The sequence below is a fragment of the Streptomyces sp. NRRL F-5126 genome (assembly GCF_000721265.1).
Lineage (GTDB): Bacteria > Actinomycetota > Actinomycetes > Streptomycetales > Streptomycetaceae > Streptomyces.
This window is the reverse complement of the sequence record NZ_JOFZ01000003.1, coordinates 221,588-240,656: the sequence shown is the minus strand read 5'-3', so window position 1 is coordinate 240,656 and position 19,069 is coordinate 221,588. Positions and strand designations below refer to the sequence as shown.

Genomic DNA, 19,069 nt, shown 5'->3' with positions numbered 1-19,069 from the left:
TTCCCGGATGTGCTCACGCGGAAACGGCGATGGGCCGGTGCGAAGCCCCAGGGCGTCGCACCGGCCCATCGCCGTCTTGCTTCGTCAGCCGAACTGCTGTTCCAGATCGGCCAGTTTGCGCTCCAGCGAATCCAGACGCGGCAGCGCCTGGGTGTCGTCCTCCGCGGTGAGGTCCACCGTCCTCGGGGCAACTGCCTGGGCCTCGGCCGCGTTCTTGACGGGCTCGAGCGGGGGCCGCCCCTGCGGCGCCGGTTCCTGCTCGTGCAGCGTGGCCAGCGCGGGCTCCGCGGTCGACGCGACGGCGTTCTGCTGTGTTCCGCCGGGCGCGCCGAGCGCCGGGACCTGGCGGCCGCCGCCACCGCCCCTCGGCCACGAACGGTGCTGCCGGTTGAGCGCCTTGATCTGCGCCCGGTCCAACTTGCCCTGCTCGCGCCTGTGGTACTTCGTCTGCTCCTTCTGCCGCTTGTCCTCGCGGACCTCCTCGACCGCCTCGTCCAGCGTGCGGACGCCCTCCAGGAGCATCAGCGACCAGGCGCCGAATGTCTCCCGGGGTGCGCGCAGCCACCGCACGATGCGGATCTGCGGCAGCGGACGCGGTACGAGGCCCTGCTCCCGCAGCGCCGCGCGGCGCGTCTGCTTCAGCGCGCGGTCGAAGAGGATCGCAGCGGAGAGCGACATCCCGGAGAAGAACTGCGGCGCGCCCGCGTGGCCCATGCCGCGCGGCGCGTGCACCCAGTTGAACCAGGCTGCCGCCCCGGCGAACAGCCACACCAGCAGGCGCGAGCCGAGGGCCGCGTCCCCGTGGCTGGCTTCGCGCACGGCGAGGACGGAGCAGAACATCGCCGCGCCGTCGAGCCCGAAGGGCACCAGGTACTCCCAGCCGCCCGACAGGTTCAGGTTCTCCTGGCCGAAGCCCACCAGGCCGTGGAAGGACAGCGCCGCCGCCACCGCGGCACAGCAGAAGAGCAGCGCGTACGAGGCGATGCCGTAGACCGTCTCCTTGCGCCTGCGGCGCTCCTCGCTGCGCTCCCAGGAGTCCTCCGTCGTGGCCTTGCCGGTGCGCTTGCGCGTCATGAGGGCCACCGCCACCAGGACCCCGACGAGCAGCACGCCGCCGGGGAGCAGCCAGTTCAGCGATATGTCGGTCAGTCGCATGCGGTGGTCCTTGCATCGCAGGAGGAAGAGACGGGCGCCATAGTGGCGCAAGCGTGGTGTCCCTCAGGTGCTTTCGGGACAACTGCACGCCAACGAGGCGTCACAATACGCATAAAGGCGTGTTCAGTGAGCACTGCCGTTCGGTGACCGGCTGTCATGTTCGATTAATATCACTCTTCGGGGTGGTGAGGGACGCCGGGTGACGCACCGTCAGTTCCGTGGGGAGCCCCGTGGAGGTTCCGTCAGCCGGCGTCACTCAGCTTGCGCGCGCGTTCGCTGTCACACGTACGTGGACAGGTGGCACACGTGCTGTCAGGACGCAGAGTGTAGAACAGGCAGCACGTCACCCGATCACGGGTCGGCACACTCTGCCCGTCCCGCACGGTGAGCTCGCGGAACGCGGCGGACCCGGCGTACGGCGCGACCGGCTCGGGCAGCAGCAGCCTCAGCTCGTCCACGGCGCGCTCCTCCTCGCCCAGCAGGTGGCCGACGTACCACAGCCCCTCGACGATCTCGTCCGTCGCCATGCCCCACAGGGCGCGCCCGCGCCGCCGCATCCGCGGCCCGAACGTGCCCAGGACGGGAGCGAGGTGCTCGGCGACCGCCGCGCGCACCTCGGCGCGCAGCGCCTCCTCGTCCGCGACCACGCGGGCGCCGGGCGAGGCGGCCGCCGGGTCGTCGGGGAGGCAGGCGAACTCGCCGAGGCCCACGGACATCCGGCCGAGCCCGCGCGGGAAGGAGAGCGCGCCGACGGGGATCCTCGGGACCCTGCGGGCGAGGAACCAGGGCAGCGTGAACAGCAGGCAGGCCGGCCACGCGTAGCGGTGCAGCGCCATGCTCGCGATGACGTCGGGCCGCGCCGCGCGTCCCCAGTCGCGCGCGATCTGCTCCTCGTCGCGGCCGAGGAACGCCTCGAACGCGGGGCCGCCACGCACCAGCTCCTCGGCGGTCAGCCAGCCGTCCCCCGTACGTGGCCCCTCCCCGCAGTCCCGCACGTCGACCCGGAGGGTGGGGAACACATCGGCAAGCCGGCGGTAGACGTCGGCGAAGGAGCGGGCAGGGACGAGGACGCCGGTCGGCGCAGGTGAGAGGGGCATGCAGGCAACCACCGAATCGCGATCGTTTGCAGGTAAGCCTTACCTTACCCGACCGTCCCTGTACCGCTACGGCGGCCACCCGTTCGGGGGCACCCCCTAAAGTGGCAGCGCGATGGAGGCGGGCCGGTACGGCGGGGGTGAGGGCGAGTGGAGCAGGGCGACGATCCCGGCGCCGGCCGGGAGCCGGCCACGTACGCCGGCCTTCACGAGGCGCCGCAGGTGCCCGTCCAGATACGCCGGCACTCCGTGCGCGGCCAGGTGCTCGACGCCCTGCGCACCGCCCTGGCCGAGGGCGAACTCGTCCCCGGCCAGGTCTACTCCGCGCCCGCGCTCGGCGAGCGGTTCCGCGTCTCCGCGACCCCCGTGCGCGAGGCCATGCAGCGGCTCGCGGCAGAGGGCAGCGTGGACGTCGTGCCCAACCGCGGCTACCGGATAGCGCAGCGCGACGCGCGTGAGCTCGCGGAGCTCGCCGAGGTGCGGGCCATGATCGAGGTGCCCGTCATGCTGCGTCTCGCCCGCGACGAGCCCGCCGAGCGCTGGGCGCGGCTGCGCCCGCATGCCGAGCGGGCGGCCGCCGCCGCGGTCGCGGGGGACGGGGCCGCCTACCTGGAGCTCGACCGGGCGTTCCACCGCTCGCTGCTCTCCCTCGGCGGCAACCGGCAGCTCGTGCTCGTCGCCGACGACCTGCACCGGCGCTCCCAGTGGCCGCCCGGCGCGGCGAACGGCGCACGCCGCGCCGACCTGCTCGCCGACGCGGCCGAGCACACCGCGCTGCTCGACGCGCTCGCCGCGCACGACCTGCCCGCCGTCGCCGCCCTCGTACGCGACCACTTCGCGGGCGCGAACGGCACCCGCCGCGTCTGATGCACGCGCGCCTCGCCCCCGGCGCCGGGTGGGCGGGCACACTTGCTAGCGTCCTGCGGATGGCCGTCAGACCCGCGCCCGCCGAGGCCGCCGAGCCTGCCGAACACCGGGGTCCCGTGCGCTTCCTGTGGTGGCTGGTCGTGAGCCAACGCCGCCGCGCCGCGCTCGCCGCGCTGCTCGGCGGCAGCTGGACGGTGCTCCTCGCGCTGCCGCCCTACCTGCTGTCCAGGGCCGTCGACGACGGGCTGCGCGCGGGCGGCGGCCGGGCGCTGCTCGGCTGGGCGGGTGCCGTGCTCGCCACCGGCCTGCTGCTGGCCTGGCTGTCGATCATGCGCCACCGCACCATGACGAAGATCCGCAACGACGCCGCACTGCGCACCGTACGGGCCGTCACCCGGCAGGTGCTGCGGCTCGGCGCCTCGCTGCCGCACCGCGTCACCGCGGGCGAGGTCCTCACGATCGGCATCGGCGACGTCGCCGCGGTGGCGACGGCCATGTCGGTCGTCGGGCCCGGCGTGGGTGCCGTGCTCTGCTGCCTGGCGGTCGCCGCCGTGCTGCTCTCGCTCTCGCCGCCGCTCGCGTTCGTCGTGCTGCTCGGCGTGCCGGTGCTCGCGCTCGTCATCGGCCCGCTCCTGCGCCGGCTCCAAGCGCCGCTGACCGCCTACCGCGAGCAGCAGGGCCGGGTGGCGGCGCGGGTTGCCGACCTGGCCGCCGGGCTGCGGGTGCTCGGGGGACTCGGCGGCAAGGAGGCCTACGCCGCGCGCCACCGGCGCGAGTCGCGCGAACTCCTGGCGGAGGGCTACCGCGTGGCGTCCCTCACCAGCTGGGTGGACGCGGCCGGCGCGGGCCTGCCCGCGCTCTTCCTCGCCGTGGTGGTGTGGCTGGCCGCCAGGGCCGCGGCGCAGGGCACGATCAGCGTCGGCGACCTGGTCGCCGTCTACGGTTACGTCGCCGTGCTCGCCGTGCCGGTGTCGTTCTTCATCGAGGGCGGCCACGAGGTCAGTGAGGGCCTGGTCGCCGCACGCCGCATCGTGCGCTTCCTCCGCCTCACGCCCGACGACGCCGACAAGGCCGGCTGCCCGGCCGCGCCGCCCGCGGGCCCCGCCGCGCTGTACGACCCGGGGTCCGGAGCCGAGGTGGCCCCCGGGCTGCTGACCGCGCTGGTGTGCGCCCCCTCCGCGGGCAGCGCCGCCGTCGTCGACCGGCTCGGGCGGTTCGCCCCGTCCGACGCCACCTGGGGAGGCATCAGGCTGGACGCCCTGCCCCTCGCCGCCGTCAGGGAGCGCATCGTCGTCGCGGACAACGAGGCCCACCTCTTCTCCGGCACCCTGCGCAGCGGCGTGGAGGGACGGGCACCCCGCGACCCCGAGTCCCTCGATCGCGCCCTGCACGCCGCGGCGGCCGAGGACATCGTCCAGGCCCTGCCCGGCGGCCTCGACGCACCGCTCGACGACATGGGGCGCAACGTCTCGGGCGGCCAGCGCCAGCGGCTGCGCCTCGCCCGTGCCCTGCTCGCCGACCCCGAGGTGCTGCTCGCCGTGGAACCCACCTCGGCCGTCGACGCACACACCGAGGCACTGCTCGCCACCCGGCTGCGGGAAGCGCGGGCCGGGCGCACCACCGTCGTGACCACCACCTCCCCCCTCGTCCTCGACCAGGCCGACGTGGTGTGCCACCTCGTCGACGGGCGGGTGGCCGCGACCGGCACGCACCGCGAGCTGCTGGCCGATCCGCGCTACCGCGCGCTCGTCGCACGCGACCCGCAGGAGGAGCCGTGACCCCGAACGCGCCGCCCGGCCCAGCCGGCGGCGGGCGGCTGCCCGTGGCGTCGGCGCCGGCCGTCAGGGCCGCGGCCGTCGGCCTCGTACGCGCGGACGTGCGCGCCTTCGCGTGGCTGCTCGTCCTCAACACCGCGGCCGCGGGCGCGGGACTGCTCGCGCCCTGGCTGCTCGGCCGCGTCGTCGACACCGTCGTCGCGGGCGGCGGCACGGCCGGTGTCGACCGCCTCGCGGCGGCCATCGCCGGCTGCGCCCTCGCCCAGACACTGCTGACCCGGTACGGCAGGCTCGTGGGGCACCGGTTCGGCGAGCGGACCTCGGCGCGCATCCGCGAGCAGTTCGTGACGCGGGCGCTGGCCCTGCCGGTCTCCGCCGTCGAGCGCGCGGGCACCGGAGACCTGGCCGCGCGGGGCACGAGCGATGTGCCGGCCGTATCGGGCGCGCTGCGGGACATCGCCCCCGACGTGCTGATCGCCGCGCTCCAGGCGGCGTTCGTGATCGTCGCGGTGGTGCTGCTCTCGCCGCCGCTCGGCGTTCTTGGACTCGTGTGCCTGCTGGGGGTCCCGCTCGCCGCGCGCTGGTACCTGCGGCGCGCCCCCGCCGCCTACCTGGCCCAGGGGGAGACGCACTCGGCGCTCGCCGAGACGATCGCGGCCACGGCGGCAGGCGCCCGTACGGTCGAGGCGCTCGGCCTGGAGGAGCGGCGGGCGGCGGCCACCGAGGCCGTCGCCACCGAGTGGCGTCGCACTCGCGAACGCACGCTGTTCCTGCGCAGCGTCCTTTTCCCCGCCGTCGACGTGTCGTACGTCCTGCCCGTCGTGGCGGTGCTGCTCGCCGGCGGCGCTCTCGTGCGGCACGGCTCGGTGACCCTGGGAGCGGTCGTCGCCTGTGCGCTCTACCTGCGGCAGCTGTCCGCGCCGCTGGACGCGATCCTGCAGCGTCTGGAGAGCCTCCAGGGCGCCCGGGCGTCGTTCGCGCGCGTCGAGGGGCTCGCCGCCGCACCCTCGGCACCTGCGCGCGGCGGCCCGGTACCGGACGGCGACCGGATCGAGGTGGCCGGGGTGAGCCACGCGTACGGGGACGGGCCCGACGTCCTGCACGGCGTCCGGCTGTCCGTGCGCCCCGGCGAGCGGCTCGCGCTCATCGGCCCGTCCGGCGCCGGCAAGTCCACACTCGGGCGGCTGCTCGCCGGCGCCGACAGACCACGGGAGGGCACGGTGACCGTGGGCGGCGTGCCCATCGCCGGCCTGGACCCCGAACAACTGCGCCGCCACGTCGTGCTCGTCAGCCAGGAGCACCACGTCTTCGGCGACAGCGTCCGCGACAACCTGCTGCTCGCGGCACAGGACGCCACGGACGCGGAACTGCTCGCCGCGCTCGGCGCCGTCGGCGCCGACTGGGTCGCGGCGCTGCCCGGCGGCCTCGGCACACGGCTCGGCGCGGGCGGGCTCGCGGTGGACGGGGCGGCGGCCCAGCAGCTCGCGCTCGCGCGGGTCGTGCTCGCCGACCCGCACACCGTCGTCCTCGACGAGGCCACCGCGCTCCTCGACCCGCTGAGCGCACGGCACACGGAACGCGCGCTCGCCGCCGTGCTGCGCGGCCGCACGGTCGTCGCGATCGCGCACCGCCTGCACACGGCGCACGACGCCGACCGGGTCGCGGTGCTCGACGACGGCCGCATCACCGAACTCGGCACGCACGACACTCTCGTCGCCGCCGACGGCCCGTACGCCGCCCTCTGGCGCACCTGGCACGGGGCGGACTCCACGGCCGTGTCGCCCGCGCCGGCGCCTCCGCCCCCTCGATCACCGTCGGGGAACGCGCCGGGCGGCGTCACACCGGAGACGGCGGACTGAACGGGAACGGCGGGACGAGCCGGCCGGTGAGCCATGTCGGCACACCGCCGAGCAGCCGCACGAGCCGACCCGCCTCGGCCCGCAGCCGCCGCGCCTCCGGCTCGGCCACCGCCTCGGCGAGCGAGACGAGCGCGGGCGCGGTCCCGACCAGGTAGCCGAGCTCCTCGCGGATGCGCAGCGACTCCGCGAAGCCGTGCTTCGCCTCGGCCATCTCGCCGTTGCGCAGAGCAAGACCGGCGAGATGGCGCCAGGTGGACGAGAGCAGCAGGGTGTCGCCGCGGTCGGTCGCCGCGGCGTGCGCCCGCACGTAGGCGCCACGCGCGGACTGCGGCGAGTCGGAGAGGTTCTCCGCGATCAGGCCCCTGCGGAAATCGAGGAGCGCGCGGCCGGGCGCCTGCGGTTCGAGCAGCGCGGCGGCACGCCCGAGCGCCGCGTGCGCCTCGTCGGTGCGGTCGTGCACCCGCAGCAGCGTCGACACGTACGCGAGGTGGCCGCGCTCGCAGGCGGCGGCGCCGCGCTCCTCGTCACCGTGCGCGGTCGCCTCGGCCGTGCGCAGCGCGTCCTCGGCCTCGGCCCAGCCGCCGCCCGTGTAGAGGCAGCGCTCCACAAGCAGCGAGGCGCGCTGCAGCGCGGGGCCCGCCTCGCGGGCGCGGGGGAGGAGCAGGGCGGCCGCGTCGAGCCAGCAGGCCCGGGAGCGCAGCCGCCACACCGCGGTCTGGAGAGCGTCGTCACCGGCAGTGGTTCCGGAACCAGACACCGCGATGTACGCCACGTGGCCCTCCCCTTGCGCGCCGTCGTCCCCGATGTGAGATGCATCTCAGCACGGATGGGACGCGGGGCCAATAGGTCAGGTGAAAGTTTTCACAATCTATGGGGGCGGCGCGCGGTCAGCTCATCCGCAGGGCGAGGTAGAAGTCGAGCTTGTCCTCCAGACGCGACAGGTCACGCCCCGTCAGCTGCTCGATCCTGCCGATCCGGTAGCGCAACGTGTTCACGTGCAGGTGCAGCCGCGAGGCGCAGCGCGTCCACGAACCGTCGCAGTCGAGGAAGGCGTCGAGCGTGGGGATGAGCTCGGCGCGGTGGCGCTGGTCGTAGTCGCGCAGCGGGTCGAGCAGCCGTGCCGTGAACGCGCGCCGCACGTCGTCGGGCACGAACGGCAGCAGGAGGACGTGCGAGGCCAGCTCGTGGTGGCCCGCCGCGCAGACCCGGCCCTGACGGGCGGCGGCGACCCGGCGGGCGTGCCGCGCCTCCTCCAGCGCCCCGCGCAGCCCTTCGGCCGAGTCGACGACGGCGGACACACCGAGCGCGAGCCTGCCGTCCTCGCCGAGCCCGGCGGAGAGCGGCTCGCGCACCGCCGCGACGATCTCGTCCGCGTACAGGCCGGGGCCGCGCGCCGGCTGCCCGGCCGCTTCCCGCGCATCGGAGCCACCGGCAGCACCGGCGCCACCGGTGGCTCCCGCGGTTTCGCCACGGTCTGCCCCACGGCCCTCGCGACCAGCGCCGGAGGCCGTCCCGGCGTGCTCGCGCCCCGGATCGTCCGCGCCGTTGCGCTCGACCGGCACGAGCGCGATCGCCTCGTCCGCGACATGCGCCACCGCGATCCGGTCCGTCCCCCGGCCGGCCGGCGCCGCGGGCGTGGCGAGCGCCTCCTCCAGTACGGACTGGACGGTGGCGGCGCTGCCCGCCGCCGCCCGCGGGCCCGACCACTCAAGGCTCGCCACCACGATCTGCCAGCTCGGCGCCGCCCCACCGCCAGGCAGCAGCACCGGCGCCGCGACACGCAGCCGGGCCGCGATCTCCGCGGGCGGCGCGCTCGCCTGCACCAGTTCGAGGATCTCCTGGGCCAGCCTGCGCCGCACCGCGCGCGCCGCGTCCCGGCGATCGCGCTCCACCGCGATCAGCTGGGTCACGCCCTGCAGCAGGTCGAGCCGGGCAGCGGGCCAGTCGCCCGCGTCCGCCTCCACGCACAGCAGCCACTCGGTCAGCGCGGCCTCCCGAGGCTCGAGAGCCCCGTGGCCCGCGGCGCCGGAAGAGCTGGGAGCGCCGGAAGCGCCGGCCGGGTCGCGCACGGGGAACAGCGCGTACGTCGTGGCGCCGAGGACGACCCGGTAGGGCCCCCTGCGCCCGGTGCGGGCCACGGCCAGGTGCGCGGCGGCGATGCGGGCCGCGCGGTCCGCCGCGAGCGGTGCCTCCGAGCCGGCGATCCGCCGCCCGGTGGGGGACAGCACCCACGCACGCAGGTCGAGGTCGGAGCCCAGCAGGTCGAGCACCGCGTCGGGGCCGCCGCCCGCGGGACCCGCCGTCATCAGCCTGCGGTGCCGGTCCACGACCGCCGCCAGGTCGCCCGCCCGCTCGCCGGACACCTGACGCACCACGTGCTCGGTGATGGCGGCGAACGACACGGCCGTGTTCACCGCGAACAACGGCAGCCGGTGGTGTGCACAGGCAGCCACCAGGTCGTCGGGGATACCGCTGAGGTCGGCCTCGCCGACCGCGAGGCCCGCCACCCCCGCGTTCGCGAGGATCCGCACGAACGGCTCGGAGTCCGCGCTGTCGCGCCGCCACACCAGGCCCGTCAGCACCAGCTCGCCGCCCGTCAGGTAGCGGCCCGGGTTGCGCAGGTCGGTCGTCATCACGCCGCGGACCGGCCGGTCGAGCTCGTGCTCGCCGCCCAGCAGCCTGAGGCCGAGCCCCTCGGTGTCAAGCAGTGCGCGCAGCCGCATCGTGTCCTCGCCGTTTCCTCGTCGCTCGTGCGGCGGACGGGGCCCCTGCCGCCCGGGATTCGTTCGAATCTACAAGACCCGGTGGCTGACCGGCCAACCGCTTCATGGTTTCGGTGACTGCACCTGACGGAGCACGGCTTGTGTACTGGGGCCACGCAGCGTGAATAGCACATGAACACCAGTCGAGTGTCCCCGGCGGGCGCACCACCCGCCGGCCCGGCCGTCCCCGGATCCCGTTCGACCGACCACGAAGATGAAGAAAGAGCCCACTCATGGACTTCCTTCGCCCCGCCAGCTGGGAGGAAGCGCTCGCCGCCAAGGCCGCGCACCCCGCAGCGGTGCCCATCGCCGGCGGCACGGACGTGATGGTCGAGATCAACTTCGACCACCGCCGGCCCGAACACCTGCTGGACCTCAACCGCGTCGGCGAGCTGTCCGAGTGGGAGGTTGGCGACGAGACCGTGCGCCTGGGCGCCTCGGTGCCGTACTCCCGCGTCATGGGCTGCCTCCGCGCCGAGCTGCCCGGCCTCGCGCTCGCCTCGCACACCGTGGCGTCGCCGCAGATCCGCAACCGCGGCGGCGTCGGCGGCAACCTCGGCACGGCATCGCCCGCGGGGGACGCGCACCCCGCGCTGCTCGCCGCGGGCGCCGAGGTGGAGGCCGAGTCCGTACGCGGCAGCCGGCGCATCCCGATCGACGCCTTCTACACCGGGGTCAAGCGCAACGCGCTGGAGCCCGACGAGCTGATCAGGGCCGTCCACGTCAAGAAGGCGACGGGCCCCCAGCAGTACTCGAAGGTCGGCACGCGCAACGCCATGGTCATCGCCGTGTGCGCGTTCGGCCTCGCGCTCCACCCCGAGAGCCGCACCGTCAGGACGGGCATCGGCTCGGCGGCGCCCACGCCCGTGCGCGCACAGGCCGCCGAGGAGTTCCTGAACGCGGCTCTGGAAGAGGCCGGCCTCTGGGACAGCGGCGCGCCGCTGCCGCCCTCCGTCGCGGCCCGCTTCGCGGAACTCGCCGCCGGCGCGTGCAACCCCATCGACGACGTGCGCGGCACCGCGCGGTACCGCCGCCACGCGATCGGTGTACTCGCCCGCAGGCAGCTCGGCTGGACCTGGGAGCAGTACCGCGGCGCCCACACCCTCGAAGGAGCTGCGTAACCCATGCGTGTGAACTTCACCGTCAACGGACGGCGGCAGGAAGCCGACGACGTGTGGGAGGGCGAGAGCCTCCTGTACGTGCTGCGGGAGCGCATGGGCCTGCCCGGCTCGAAGAACGCCTGCGAGCAGGGCGAGTGCGGTTCCTGCACGGTCCGCCTCGACGGCGTGCCGGTGTGCTCCTGCCTCGTCGCGGCCGGCCAGGTCGAGGGGCGCGACGTCGTCACCGTCGAGGGCCTCGCCGACTACGCCGTCGAGCGCGAACTGGCCGCCGCCGGAGGGCCGGACGGCGCGGCGGCACCGGACGGCGGCACCGGCCCGGAGCGCGGCGGCAGCAGCCACCGCGGCACGTCCCTGGACGCGGCCGTGCGCTGGCGGGCGCGCCCCGGCCTCGCCTCCGACTCGCTGACCGGCGAGGGCATGCCCCTGTCGCCCGTCCAGCAGGCGTTCATCGACGCGGGCGCCGTCCAGTGCGGCTTCTGCACGCCGGGCCTCCTCGTCGCGGCGGACGAGATGCTGGAGCAGAACCCGTCGCCCACGGACGCCGACATCCGCGAGGCGCTGTCCGGAAACCTCTGCCGGTGCACCGGCTACGAGAAGATCCTCGACGCGGTACGCCTCGCGGCCGCCCGCCAGGGAGAGGGGAACTGATGCCCCAGCAACCACGCGTCACCCCGAGCGAACTCCGCCAGGGCGCGGGCGCCGAGGGCGGCATCGGCGAGTCGACGCTCAGGCCCGACGGCACGCTCAAGGTCACCGGCGAGTTCGCGTACGCCTCCGACATGTGGCACGAGGACATGCTCTGGGGCCACACCCTGCGCTCCACCGTCGCGCACGCGGAGATCCGCTCCATCGACACCACCGAGGCGCTCGCCACCCCCGGTGTGTACGCCGTGCTCACCTACGACGACCTGCCGACCGGGGTCACCCACTACGGCCTGGAGATCCAGGACACCCCGGTGCTCGCACACGGCCGCGTACGCCACCACGGCGAGCCCGTCGCGCTGATCGCCGCCGACCACCCGGAGACCGCGCGGCGCGCCGCCGCCAAGGTCCGCATCGACTACGCCGAACTCCCCGTCGTCACCGACGAGGCGTCCGCCACCGCGCCGGGCGCGCCGCTCCTGCACGAGGGACGCGACGACCACCACGCGGGGCACGTGCCGCACCCGAACATCGTGCACCGCCAGCCGATCGTGCGCGGCGACGCCGACGCGGCCGCCGCACGGGCCGATGTGATCGTGTCGGGCGAGTACCACTTCGGCATGCAGGACCAGGCGTTCCTCGGCCCCGAGTCGGGCCTCGCCGTGCCCGCCGAGGACGGCGGCGTCGACCTGTACGTGGCCACCCAGTGGCTCCACTCCGACCTGCGGCAGATCGCGCCGGTGCTGGGGCTGCCGCCGGAGAAGGTGCGGATGACGCTGTCCGGCGTCGGCGGCGCGTTCGGCGGCCGCGAGGACCTGTCGATGCAGATCCACGGCTGCCTGCTCGCACTGCGCACCGGCAAGCCCGTCAAGATCGTCTACAACCGGTTCGAGTCGTTCTTCGGGCACGTCCACCGCCACCCGGCACGCCTGTGGTACGAGCACGGCGCCACCCGCGACGGCAAGTTGACACACATGAGGTGCCGCATCGTCCTCGACGGCGGCGCCTACGCCTCGGCGTCGCCCGCCGTCGTCGGCAACGCCGCCTCGCTCTCCGCCGGGCCCTACGTCGTCGACGACGTCGACATCGAGGCGTTCGCCCTCTACACCAACAACCCGCCCTGCGGCGCCATGCGCGGCTTCGGCGCGGTCCAGGCGTGCTTCGCCTACGAGGCCCAGATGGACAAGGTCGCCAAGGCACTGGACATGGACCCGGTGGAGTTCAGGCAGCGCAACGCCATGAGCCAGGGCACGATCATGCCGACGGGGCAGAGCGTCGACTCGCCTGCGCCGGTCGCCGAGCTGCTGCGCCGCGTGAAGGCGCGGCCGCTGCCGCCGGAGCAGCAGTGGACCACCGCGGGCGAGGCCCCCGACGTGCGCGCCCTGCCCGGCGGTCTGTCCAACACCACGCACGGCGAGGGCGTCGTACGCGGCGTCGGGTACGCGGTCGGCATCAAGAACGTCGGATTCTCGGAGGGCTTCGACGACTACTCGACCGCCCGCGTACGCATCGAGGTCATCGGGGGCGAACCGGTGGCGGTCGTGCACACCGCGATGGCCGAGGTCGGCCAGGGCGGCATCACCGTGCACGCCCAGATCGCCCGTACCGAGCTGGGCGTCTCCCAGGTCACGATCAACCCCGCGGACACCCGGGTGGGCTCGGCGGGCTCCACGTCCGCGTCGCGCCAGACGTACATGACGGGCGGCGCGGTCAAGAACACCTGCGAGCACGTGCGCGAGCGCGTACTGGAGATCGGGCGCCGCAAGTTCGGCACGTACCATCCCGCGTGGGCGACGGCCGAACTGCTCCTCGAAGGCGGCAAGGTCGTCACCGACGGTGGCGAGGTGCTCGCCGACCTCGTGGACGTCCTGGAGGGCGAGGCGGTCGACATGGAACTGGAGTTCCGCCACCGGCCCACCGAACCGTTCGACCTGCGCACCGGGCAGGGCTTCGGCCACGTGCAGTACTCCTTCGCCGCACACCGCGCCGTGGTCGAGGTCGACACCGAGCTCGGCCTCGTCAAGGTGGTGGAACTGGCGGTCGCCCAGGACGTCGGCAAGGCGATGAACCCGCTGTCGGTGATCGGCCAGATCCAGGGCGGCACCACGCAGGGACTCGGCGTCGCCGTCATGGAGGAGATCATCGTCGACCCCAGGACGGGCCTGGTGCGCAACCCGTCGTTCACGGACTACCTCATCCCCACCATCCTCGACACACCGACGATCCCCGTCGACGTGCTCGAACTCGCCGACGACCACGCTCCCTACGGGCTGCGCGGCGCCGGCGAGGCACCGACCCTGTCGTCCACCCCCGCGGTGCTCGCCGCGATCAGGCAGGCGACGGGTCTCGCGCTCAACAGGACGCCGGTGAGGCCGGAACACCTCACGGGTACCGGCACCGCCGCCTGACGCGCGCCCCCAACCCTCCGGGCGGTGCAAGCGCTGGGAACGTCACACCTTCCTCCGCCTCCCCGCACCGCCCGGAGCAACAGCGCACCACCGCACAGCGCACCACCGCACAACGCACCACATCGCACAACACAGCACAGCATTCGACAGTCGTTCGTCTCGGGCCGTCCCCCGGGTCGTGCAGCCAAGCACCATCCCAAATCCCGCACAGCGCACGGTATTCCGCCGTGGTATTCCGCGGGTGCCCCTTTGAACCTTGGGAGTAGGCATCATGACCCCCTCGCAAGTCGCCACAGCCCCGGCCGAGGACGCGGGCGAAGGCTCGCGACCACCGGCCGGCAGGTCCTGGCTCGACCGGTACTTCCACATCTCCGAGAGGAACTCCAGCGTCGCGCGCGAAGTCCGCGGCGGCCTCACGACCTTCATGGCGATGGCCTACATCGTCCTGCTCAACCCGCTGATCCTCTCCGGCAAGGACGTCGCGGGCGACACGCTCGGCCAGAAGGCCCTCATCACCGCCACCGCGACAGGCGCCGCCTTCACCACACTGCTCATGGGCTTCGTGGGCAAGGCGCCGCTCGCCCTGGCCGCCGGGCTCTCCGTCTCCAGCGTGGTGTCCACGCAGGTCGTGCCCGTGACTACCTGGCCGCAGGCGTTCGGCATGTGCGTGATGTACGGCGTCGTCATCATGCTCCTCGTCGTGACCGGGCTGCGCGAGAAGGTGATGAACGCCATCCCGCTCGCCCTCAAACACGCCATCACGATGGGCATCGGGATGTTCATCGCGCTGATCGGCCTGGTGAAGGCCGGCTTCGTGCACCCCGGCAGCGGCGGCAACCCGCTCTCGCTCGGCCCCGCGGGGCAGCTCATGGGCTGGCCCGTGCTCATCTTCGCCGTCACCCTTCTCGCGATCTTCATGCTCCAGGCCAGGAGGATCCCCGGAGCGATCCTGATAGGGATCGTGGCCGGAACGGTCGTGGCCGTCATCCTCAGCGCCACCGGCGTCGCCGGGGCGAAGCAGTGGGCGAGCGGCCCGCCGGAACTGCACGGCAGCGCCGTGTCGATGCCCGACTTCTCGCTCTTCGGCGACCTGCGCTTCGGCGGCTGGGGACAGGTCGGCGGGCTGACCATCGGCATGATCGTGTTCACCCTGGTACTGGCCGGCTTCTTCGACGCGATCGCCACCATCATCGGCGTCGGCAACGAGGCCAACCTGGTCGACTCCAAGGGCCGCATGCCCGGCCTGTCCAAGGCGCTGTTCATCGACGGCACCGGCGGTGTGGTCGGCGGAGTCGTCGGCGGCTCGGGACAGACGGTGTTCGTCGAGTCCGCGACGGGCGTCGGAGAGGGCGCGCGCACCGGCTTCGCCTCCGTGATCACCGGACTGCTCTTCGCCGCCTGCCTGTTCTTCACCCCGATCACCCGCATCGTCCCCGGCGAGGTCGCCGCGGCGGCCCTGGTCGTCATCGGCGCGATGATGATGCAGAACGCGCGCTTCGTCGACTGGAACGACCGGGCCGTGGCCGTCCCCACGTTCCTCACGATCGTCCTGATGCCGTTCACCTACTCGATCACCGCGGGCGTGGCCGCCGGCACCATCTCGTACGTGGCCATCAAGGTCGCCCAGGGCAAGGCACGCGAGATCGGCGCCTTCATGTGGGGCCTCACCGCGATCTTCGTCGTCTTCTACGCACTGCATCCCATCGAATCCTGGCTCGGCGTCTCCTGACGCCTGCCGAACGCACCCGTCAGCCACTCGACAGCCCGAGGAGACCGCCGTGCTGGACATCGCCGGAGAACTGGACCTGTGGGTCCGGGAGGGACGCGACTTCGCCGTGGCCACCGTCGTGGCCGTCGGCGGCAGCGCGCCCCGGATGCCGGGCGCCGCGCTCGCCGTCGACGGGGCGGGCACGGCCGTCGGATCGGTCTCCGGGGGCTGCGTGGAAGGCGCGGTGTACGAACTGGCCGTCGAGTCGCTGGAGAGCGGCACCACCGTGCTCAAGCGGTTCGGCTACAGCGACGAGGACGCGTTCGCCGTGGGGCTGACATGCGGCGGCGTCATCGACGTCCTCGTCACACCGGTGCGCCGCGACGCACCGGCCAGGCCCGCCTTCGCCGCAGCCCTCGCCGCCCGCGCGGCGGGGGAGGCGGCGGCGGTCGCGAGGATCACCCGAGGCCCGGAAGACCTGCTGGGGCACGCGCTGTTCGTACGGGAGGACGGCACCCACGAGGGGGCCCTCGGCGGCCACCCCGACCTGGACGCGACCGCGGTCGCCGAGACGCTGGCCCTGCTGGGCGCGGGGCGCACCGGCAGTGTGGAGATCGGCGCGGACGGCTCGCGCTGCGGCCGGCCCGTCACCCTGTTCGTGGAGTCGAGTGCGCCGCCGCCCCGCATGATCGTCTTCGGTGCCATCGACTTCGCCGCGGCCCTGGTGCGGGCGGGCAAGTTCCTCGGCCACCGCGTCACCGTGTGCGACGCACGGCCCGTCTTCGCCACCCGCGGCCGCTTCCCCGAGGCCGACGAGATCGTCGTCGACTGGCCGCACCGTTACCTTCAGTCCACGCACACCGACGCCAGGACGGTGCTGTGCGTGCTCACCCACGACGCCAAGTTCGACGTGCCGCTCCTCGAAGTCGCGCTGCGGCTGCCCGTCGCCTACGTCGGGGCCATGGGCTCGCGCCGCACGCACGAGGACCGGGCAGGGCGGCTGCGCGCACGCGGCCTCGCCGAACACGAGATCTCCAGGCTGCGCTCGCCGATCGGGCTCGACCTCGGCGCCCGCACGCCCGAGGAGACCGCGCTGTCGATCGCCGCCGAGATCATCGCCGTACGGCACGGCGGCAGCGGCGCGCCGCTCGCCGGCGCGCGCGTCCCGATCCACCATGAGGGCGGCGGCGGGCCCCGGCGCGTGGAATCCGCGGCCTGACCGCATCCGCTGCCAGCGCGCCAGGACACGACCCGGACCGTTCCGCGCCGCGACCCCCCACGGGCACGGCGCGGAACGGAGGTGGGGCACCCCCCGTCGTGGGAGCGCTCCCGGTGAGTGTCCCGCGCTCCGCTGCCCACGGCAAGGCCCGGCGCAGAATACACAGCGCCCGGCGGACCGATGAGACCGGCCCGGGATCTGATGGCTCATCAACTCCCGTTTGGCCACCGGTCGGCGGTTTCACTATCATCCGGCGATGATCATAAGTAAACGGTCGGCGGGCGCCGCGTGCGCGCTGCTGGCCGCCCTCACTATCGGGTTCCTGGCCCCCGGCGCCGCGTCGGCGGACGACGAACCGGGCACCGCGGCGGCGGACACACCGACCGCGAAGGTCGACCTGGTACTCGATGTCAGCGGCTCCATGTCCACCCGCGACATCGACGGACAGACCCGCATGACGGCCGCCAAGCAGGCGTTCGACCAGGTCATCGACACCGTGCCGAGCGGCGTCGACCTCGGCATACGCACGCTCGGCGCCACTTACCCGGGCAAGAGCCTCAAGGTCGGCTGCAAGGACACCAAGCAGCTCTACCCGGTGGGCCCCCTCGACCGTGAAGAGGCGAAGACCGCCGTCGGCACACTCGAACCGACCGGCTGGACTCCCATCGGCCCCGCGCTGCTCGCGGCGGCCAAGGACCTCTCCGGCGGCGACGGCAGCCGCCGCATCGTCCTCATCAGCGACGGCGAGGACACCTGCTCGCCGCCCGACCCGTGCGACGTGGCGCGCGAGATCGCCGCGAAGGGCGTCCACCTCACCGTCGACACCCTCGGCCTCGTGCCCGACACCAAGACGCAGGCGCAGCTGTCCTGCATCGCCGAGGCGACGGGCGGCACCTACACGTCCGTCAAGCACCGGGCCGAACTGTCGGGCCGCGTCGGCCAGCTGGTGCACCGGGCCGCATCCGCGACGAACACGCCCGTCGCGACGAGCGGCACGGGCGACTGCTCCACCGCCCCGAAGCTGGGGCCCGGGCTCTACAGCGACCGCGAGGAGTTCGCCCAGCACCGCTGGTACCGCGTCGACGTGCCGGCGGGCCAGGAGCTGCGCGCCTCCGTGAGCGTCGCCGACGACCGGCAGGTCGACCCGGACTACGGCGTCCTGCTGCGCGCGGTGACCGTGCACGGCAGGGAGATCGTCAGGGGCCAGCAGGAGGGCAGCGGGCGCACGGACGTCATCTCGGCCGGCCTGCGCTACCCGCACCCCGATACCGGCACGGGCGATGACGGCGACGCGGCACCGGCCGAGACGGTGTGCCTCGAAGTGAGCAACTCCTACTCAGCACCCACCTCGACGAAGAGGACACCGGGACTGCCCGTCGAACTGGCCGTCAACCTGGTCGACGCGCCGCATGCCGCCTCTGACGCGGCGGCGTTCGGGCTCGGGCGCGGCTGGTGGCTGATCGGCACGCTCATCGTCGTCGGCTTCGCCGCCGGGATCGTGTGGGGCTGGGTCTCGCGGTGGCGAGTGGCGATCTGGAGGTCGAACTGATGCGGGCGATACGCGGGAGCGCGGCGCTGTTGATCGCGGCGGCTGCGGTGCTCATGGGTGCGGCGGGGACTGCCGCGGCCGACTCGTCGGCGCCGGCGTCGGCGTCGGCCAGTGCGACGGACGGCGCGACGGACGGCGGCGGCCAGGGACCCACGGAGGCCGGCACCTCCTTCCGGACGGCGCAGCCGTTCCTGGCGGGACAGCACGCCACGGCGGACGCCTCGACGGGCGACTACCTGTACTGGCGGGTGCCGGTGGACACCGGGCAGCGGCCCACGGTGAGCGCCAAGGTGACGTTCCCCGGCACGTCGGTGCGGAAGTCCTCGACGACCTGGCAGGTCGACGTCTACGACGGACTGCGGCGCCGCCAGCCGTGCATGTACGGGATGCAGACTCGGTCGCTCGCGCCGGGCGAGGACACCGTGGAGCTGAGCTGCACACTGCGCACGGTGCGTGCCTGGGCCGAGCCGTGGTCGAACGACCCGCTGCCGGGCGACTACTACATCCGCCTGACGGCCACGCACGCGGAACGCGGCGACCTCGGCCTGCCGATGACGGCGGACGTGTCGGTGTCGGCGCCCGACAAGGGCGGGGCGTTCGAGGTCGGCGGGAAGCTCGCAGCGCCGCTGGTGCCGAACGCGGCGGCGTCGCCGGACTCGGACGCCGGCGACGGTGCATCGCCCTCGCCCTCGCCCACGCTCACGTCATCGGATGTCGTGACGGCGTCCGACAAGCCCGACGGCGGCTGGTCGTCCGGCTGGTGGACCGACCGCTGGCTGTGGACGGGCGGAGGAGCGGTGGGCGCCGCGCTCGCCGGCGTCGGCGGCTACCACCTCGCCAGGCCACGCCGCCGAGTAGCGCCGCCGCCCGGCTACCCGGGCGCGCCCCGGTAGCCTCGGCGCCCGACCCG

At 74.0% G+C, this 19,069-nt stretch carries 14 protein-coding genes; 10 read left to right on the top strand and 4 right to left on the bottom strand.

Annotation, left to right across the window (positions count from 1 at the left end; all coding sequences use genetic code 11):
- Positions 1-84: 84 nt before the first annotated feature.
- Positions 85-1,155 carry a DUF2637 domain-containing protein gene (locus IH48_RS0107550; protein ID WP_030900844.1) on the bottom strand — a complete coding sequence of 357 codons (1,071 nt, stop codon included), beginning with the start codon at positions 1,153-1,155 and terminating at the stop codon, positions 85-87.
- Positions 1,156-1,397: 242 nt separating this feature from the next.
- Positions 1,398-2,252: a (2Fe-2S)-binding protein gene (locus tag IH48_RS0107545; protein WP_030900841.1), complete on the bottom strand. Its 855-nt coding sequence runs from the start codon at positions 2,250-2,252 to the stop codon at positions 1,398-1,400.
- A 147-nt stretch (positions 2,253-2,399) separates the two neighbouring features.
- On the opposite strand from IH48_RS0107545, the gene IH48_RS0107540 reads away from it, so the two are divergent.
- From IH48_RS0107540 to IH48_RS0107530, 3 genes are read left to right on the top strand one after another with little or no spacing between them, the layout of a single operon-like run.
- The gene (locus IH48_RS0107540; protein WP_078849541.1) at positions 2,400-3,116 is read left to right on the top strand and encodes a GntR family transcriptional regulator; all 717 of its coding nucleotides are present in this window, start codon (positions 2,400-2,402) and stop codon (positions 3,114-3,116) included.
- A 59-nt stretch (positions 3,117-3,175) separates the two neighbouring features.
- Positions 3,176-4,894: an ABC transporter transmembrane domain-containing protein gene (locus tag IH48_RS0107535; protein WP_030900836.1), complete on the top strand. Its 1,719-nt coding sequence runs from the start codon at positions 3,176-3,178 to the stop codon at positions 4,892-4,894.
- Complete coding sequence (locus tag IH48_RS0107530; protein ID WP_051839329.1) at positions 4,891-6,750, top strand: ABC transporter ATP-binding protein; 1,860 nt, start codon at positions 4,891-4,893, stop codon at positions 6,748-6,750. The genes IH48_RS0107535 and IH48_RS0107530 overlap by 4 nt, the downstream gene beginning before the upstream one ends.
- Here IH48_RS0107530 and IH48_RS0107525 read toward each other — a convergent pair.
- Entirely contained in the window at positions 6,728-7,522 is a 795-nt protein-coding gene (locus IH48_RS0107525; RefSeq protein ID WP_030900829.1) for a hypothetical protein, read from the bottom strand. The two genes, IH48_RS0107530 and IH48_RS0107525, sit on opposite strands and share 23 nt — an antisense overlap.
- Before the next feature lie 115 nt (positions 7,523-7,637).
- Positions 7,638-9,473 carry a PucR family transcriptional regulator ligand-binding domain-containing protein gene (locus tag IH48_RS0107520; protein ID WP_030900826.1) on the bottom strand — a complete coding sequence of 612 codons (1,836 nt, stop codon included), beginning with the start codon at positions 9,471-9,473 and terminating at the stop codon, positions 7,638-7,640.
- A 272-nt stretch (positions 9,474-9,745) separates the two neighbouring features.
- Between IH48_RS0107520 and IH48_RS0107515 the strand changes: the two genes are divergently transcribed.
- The 7 genes from IH48_RS0107515 (at position 9,746) to IH48_RS0107485 (ending at position 19,052) form a co-directional block, all read left to right on the top strand.
- Positions 9,746-10,633, top strand: coding sequence for an FAD binding domain-containing protein (locus IH48_RS0107515; protein WP_030900824.1), 888 nt, complete (start codon positions 9,746-9,748; stop codon positions 10,631-10,633).
- Positions 10,634-10,636: 3 nt separating this feature from the next.
- Positions 10,637-11,281 (top strand): (2Fe-2S)-binding protein, encoded by a 645-nt coding sequence (locus tag IH48_RS0107510; RefSeq protein ID WP_030900821.1) that lies wholly within the window; start codon positions 10,637-10,639, stop codon positions 11,279-11,281.
- Positions 11,281-13,683: a xanthine dehydrogenase family protein molybdopterin-binding subunit gene (locus IH48_RS0107505; RefSeq protein WP_030900819.1), complete on the top strand. Its 2,403-nt coding sequence runs from the start codon at positions 11,281-11,283 to the stop codon at positions 13,681-13,683. Before IH48_RS0107510 ends, IH48_RS0107505 begins: the two co-directional genes overlap by 1 nt.
- A gap of 271 nt (positions 13,684-13,954) precedes the next feature.
- A complete protein-coding gene (locus tag IH48_RS0107500) occupies positions 13,955-15,412 on the top strand; it encodes an NCS2 family permease (protein WP_030900817.1) in 1,458 nt (485 codons plus the stop codon).
- A 49-nt stretch (positions 15,413-15,461) separates the two neighbouring features.
- A complete protein-coding gene (locus IH48_RS0107495; RefSeq protein WP_030900815.1) occupies positions 15,462-16,610 on the top strand; it encodes an XdhC family protein in 1,149 nt (382 codons plus the stop codon).
- Between the two features lie 256 nt (positions 16,611-16,866).
- The gene (locus IH48_RS0107490; RefSeq protein ID WP_030900812.1) at positions 16,867-18,159 is read left to right on the top strand and encodes a VWA domain-containing protein; all 1,293 of its coding nucleotides are present in this window, start codon (positions 16,867-16,869) and stop codon (positions 18,157-18,159) included.
- Positions 18,159-19,052 carry a hypothetical protein gene (locus tag IH48_RS0107485; protein WP_030900809.1) on the top strand — a complete coding sequence of 298 codons (894 nt, stop codon included), beginning with the start codon at positions 18,159-18,161 and terminating at the stop codon, positions 19,050-19,052. Before IH48_RS0107490 ends, IH48_RS0107485 begins: the two co-directional genes overlap by 1 nt.
- Positions 19,053-19,069 lie beyond the last annotated feature (17 nt).

What these genes read in the sequence shown, in the direction of transcription:
- IH48_RS0107550 (WP_030900844.1), bottom strand. Translation starts at nt 1,155, where the DNA reads ATGCGACTGACCGACATATCGCTGAACTGGCTGCTCCCCGGCGGCGTG.
- IH48_RS0107545 (WP_030900841.1), bottom strand. Translation starts at nt 2,252, where the DNA reads ATGCCCCTCTCACCTGCGCCGACCGGCGTCCTCGTCCCTGCCCGCTCC.
- IH48_RS0107535 (WP_030900836.1), top strand. Translation starts at nt 3,176, where the DNA reads ATGGCCGTCAGACCCGCGCCCGCCGAGGCCGCCGAGCCTGCCGAACAC.
- IH48_RS0107520 (WP_030900826.1), bottom strand. Translation starts at nt 9,473, where the DNA reads ATGCGGCTGCGCGCACTGCTTGACACCGAGGGGCTCGGCCTCAGGCTG.
- IH48_RS0107515 (WP_030900824.1), top strand. Translation starts at nt 9,746, where the DNA reads ATGGACTTCCTTCGCCCCGCCAGCTGGGAGGAAGCGCTCGCCGCCAAG.
- IH48_RS0107510 (WP_030900821.1), top strand. Translation starts at nt 10,637, where the DNA reads ATGCGTGTGAACTTCACCGTCAACGGACGGCGGCAGGAAGCCGACGAC.
- IH48_RS0107505 (WP_030900819.1), top strand. Translation starts at nt 11,281, where the DNA reads ATGCCCCAGCAACCACGCGTCACCCCGAGCGAACTCCGCCAGGGCGCG.
- IH48_RS0107500 (WP_030900817.1), top strand. Translation starts at nt 13,955, where the DNA reads ATGACCCCCTCGCAAGTCGCCACAGCCCCGGCCGAGGACGCGGGCGAA.
- IH48_RS0107490 (WP_030900812.1), top strand. Translation starts at nt 16,867, where the DNA reads ATGATCATAAGTAAACGGTCGGCGGGCGCCGCGTGCGCGCTGCTGGCC.
- IH48_RS0107485 (WP_030900809.1), top strand. Translation starts at nt 18,159, where the DNA reads ATGCGGGCGATACGCGGGAGCGCGGCGCTGTTGATCGCGGCGGCTGCG.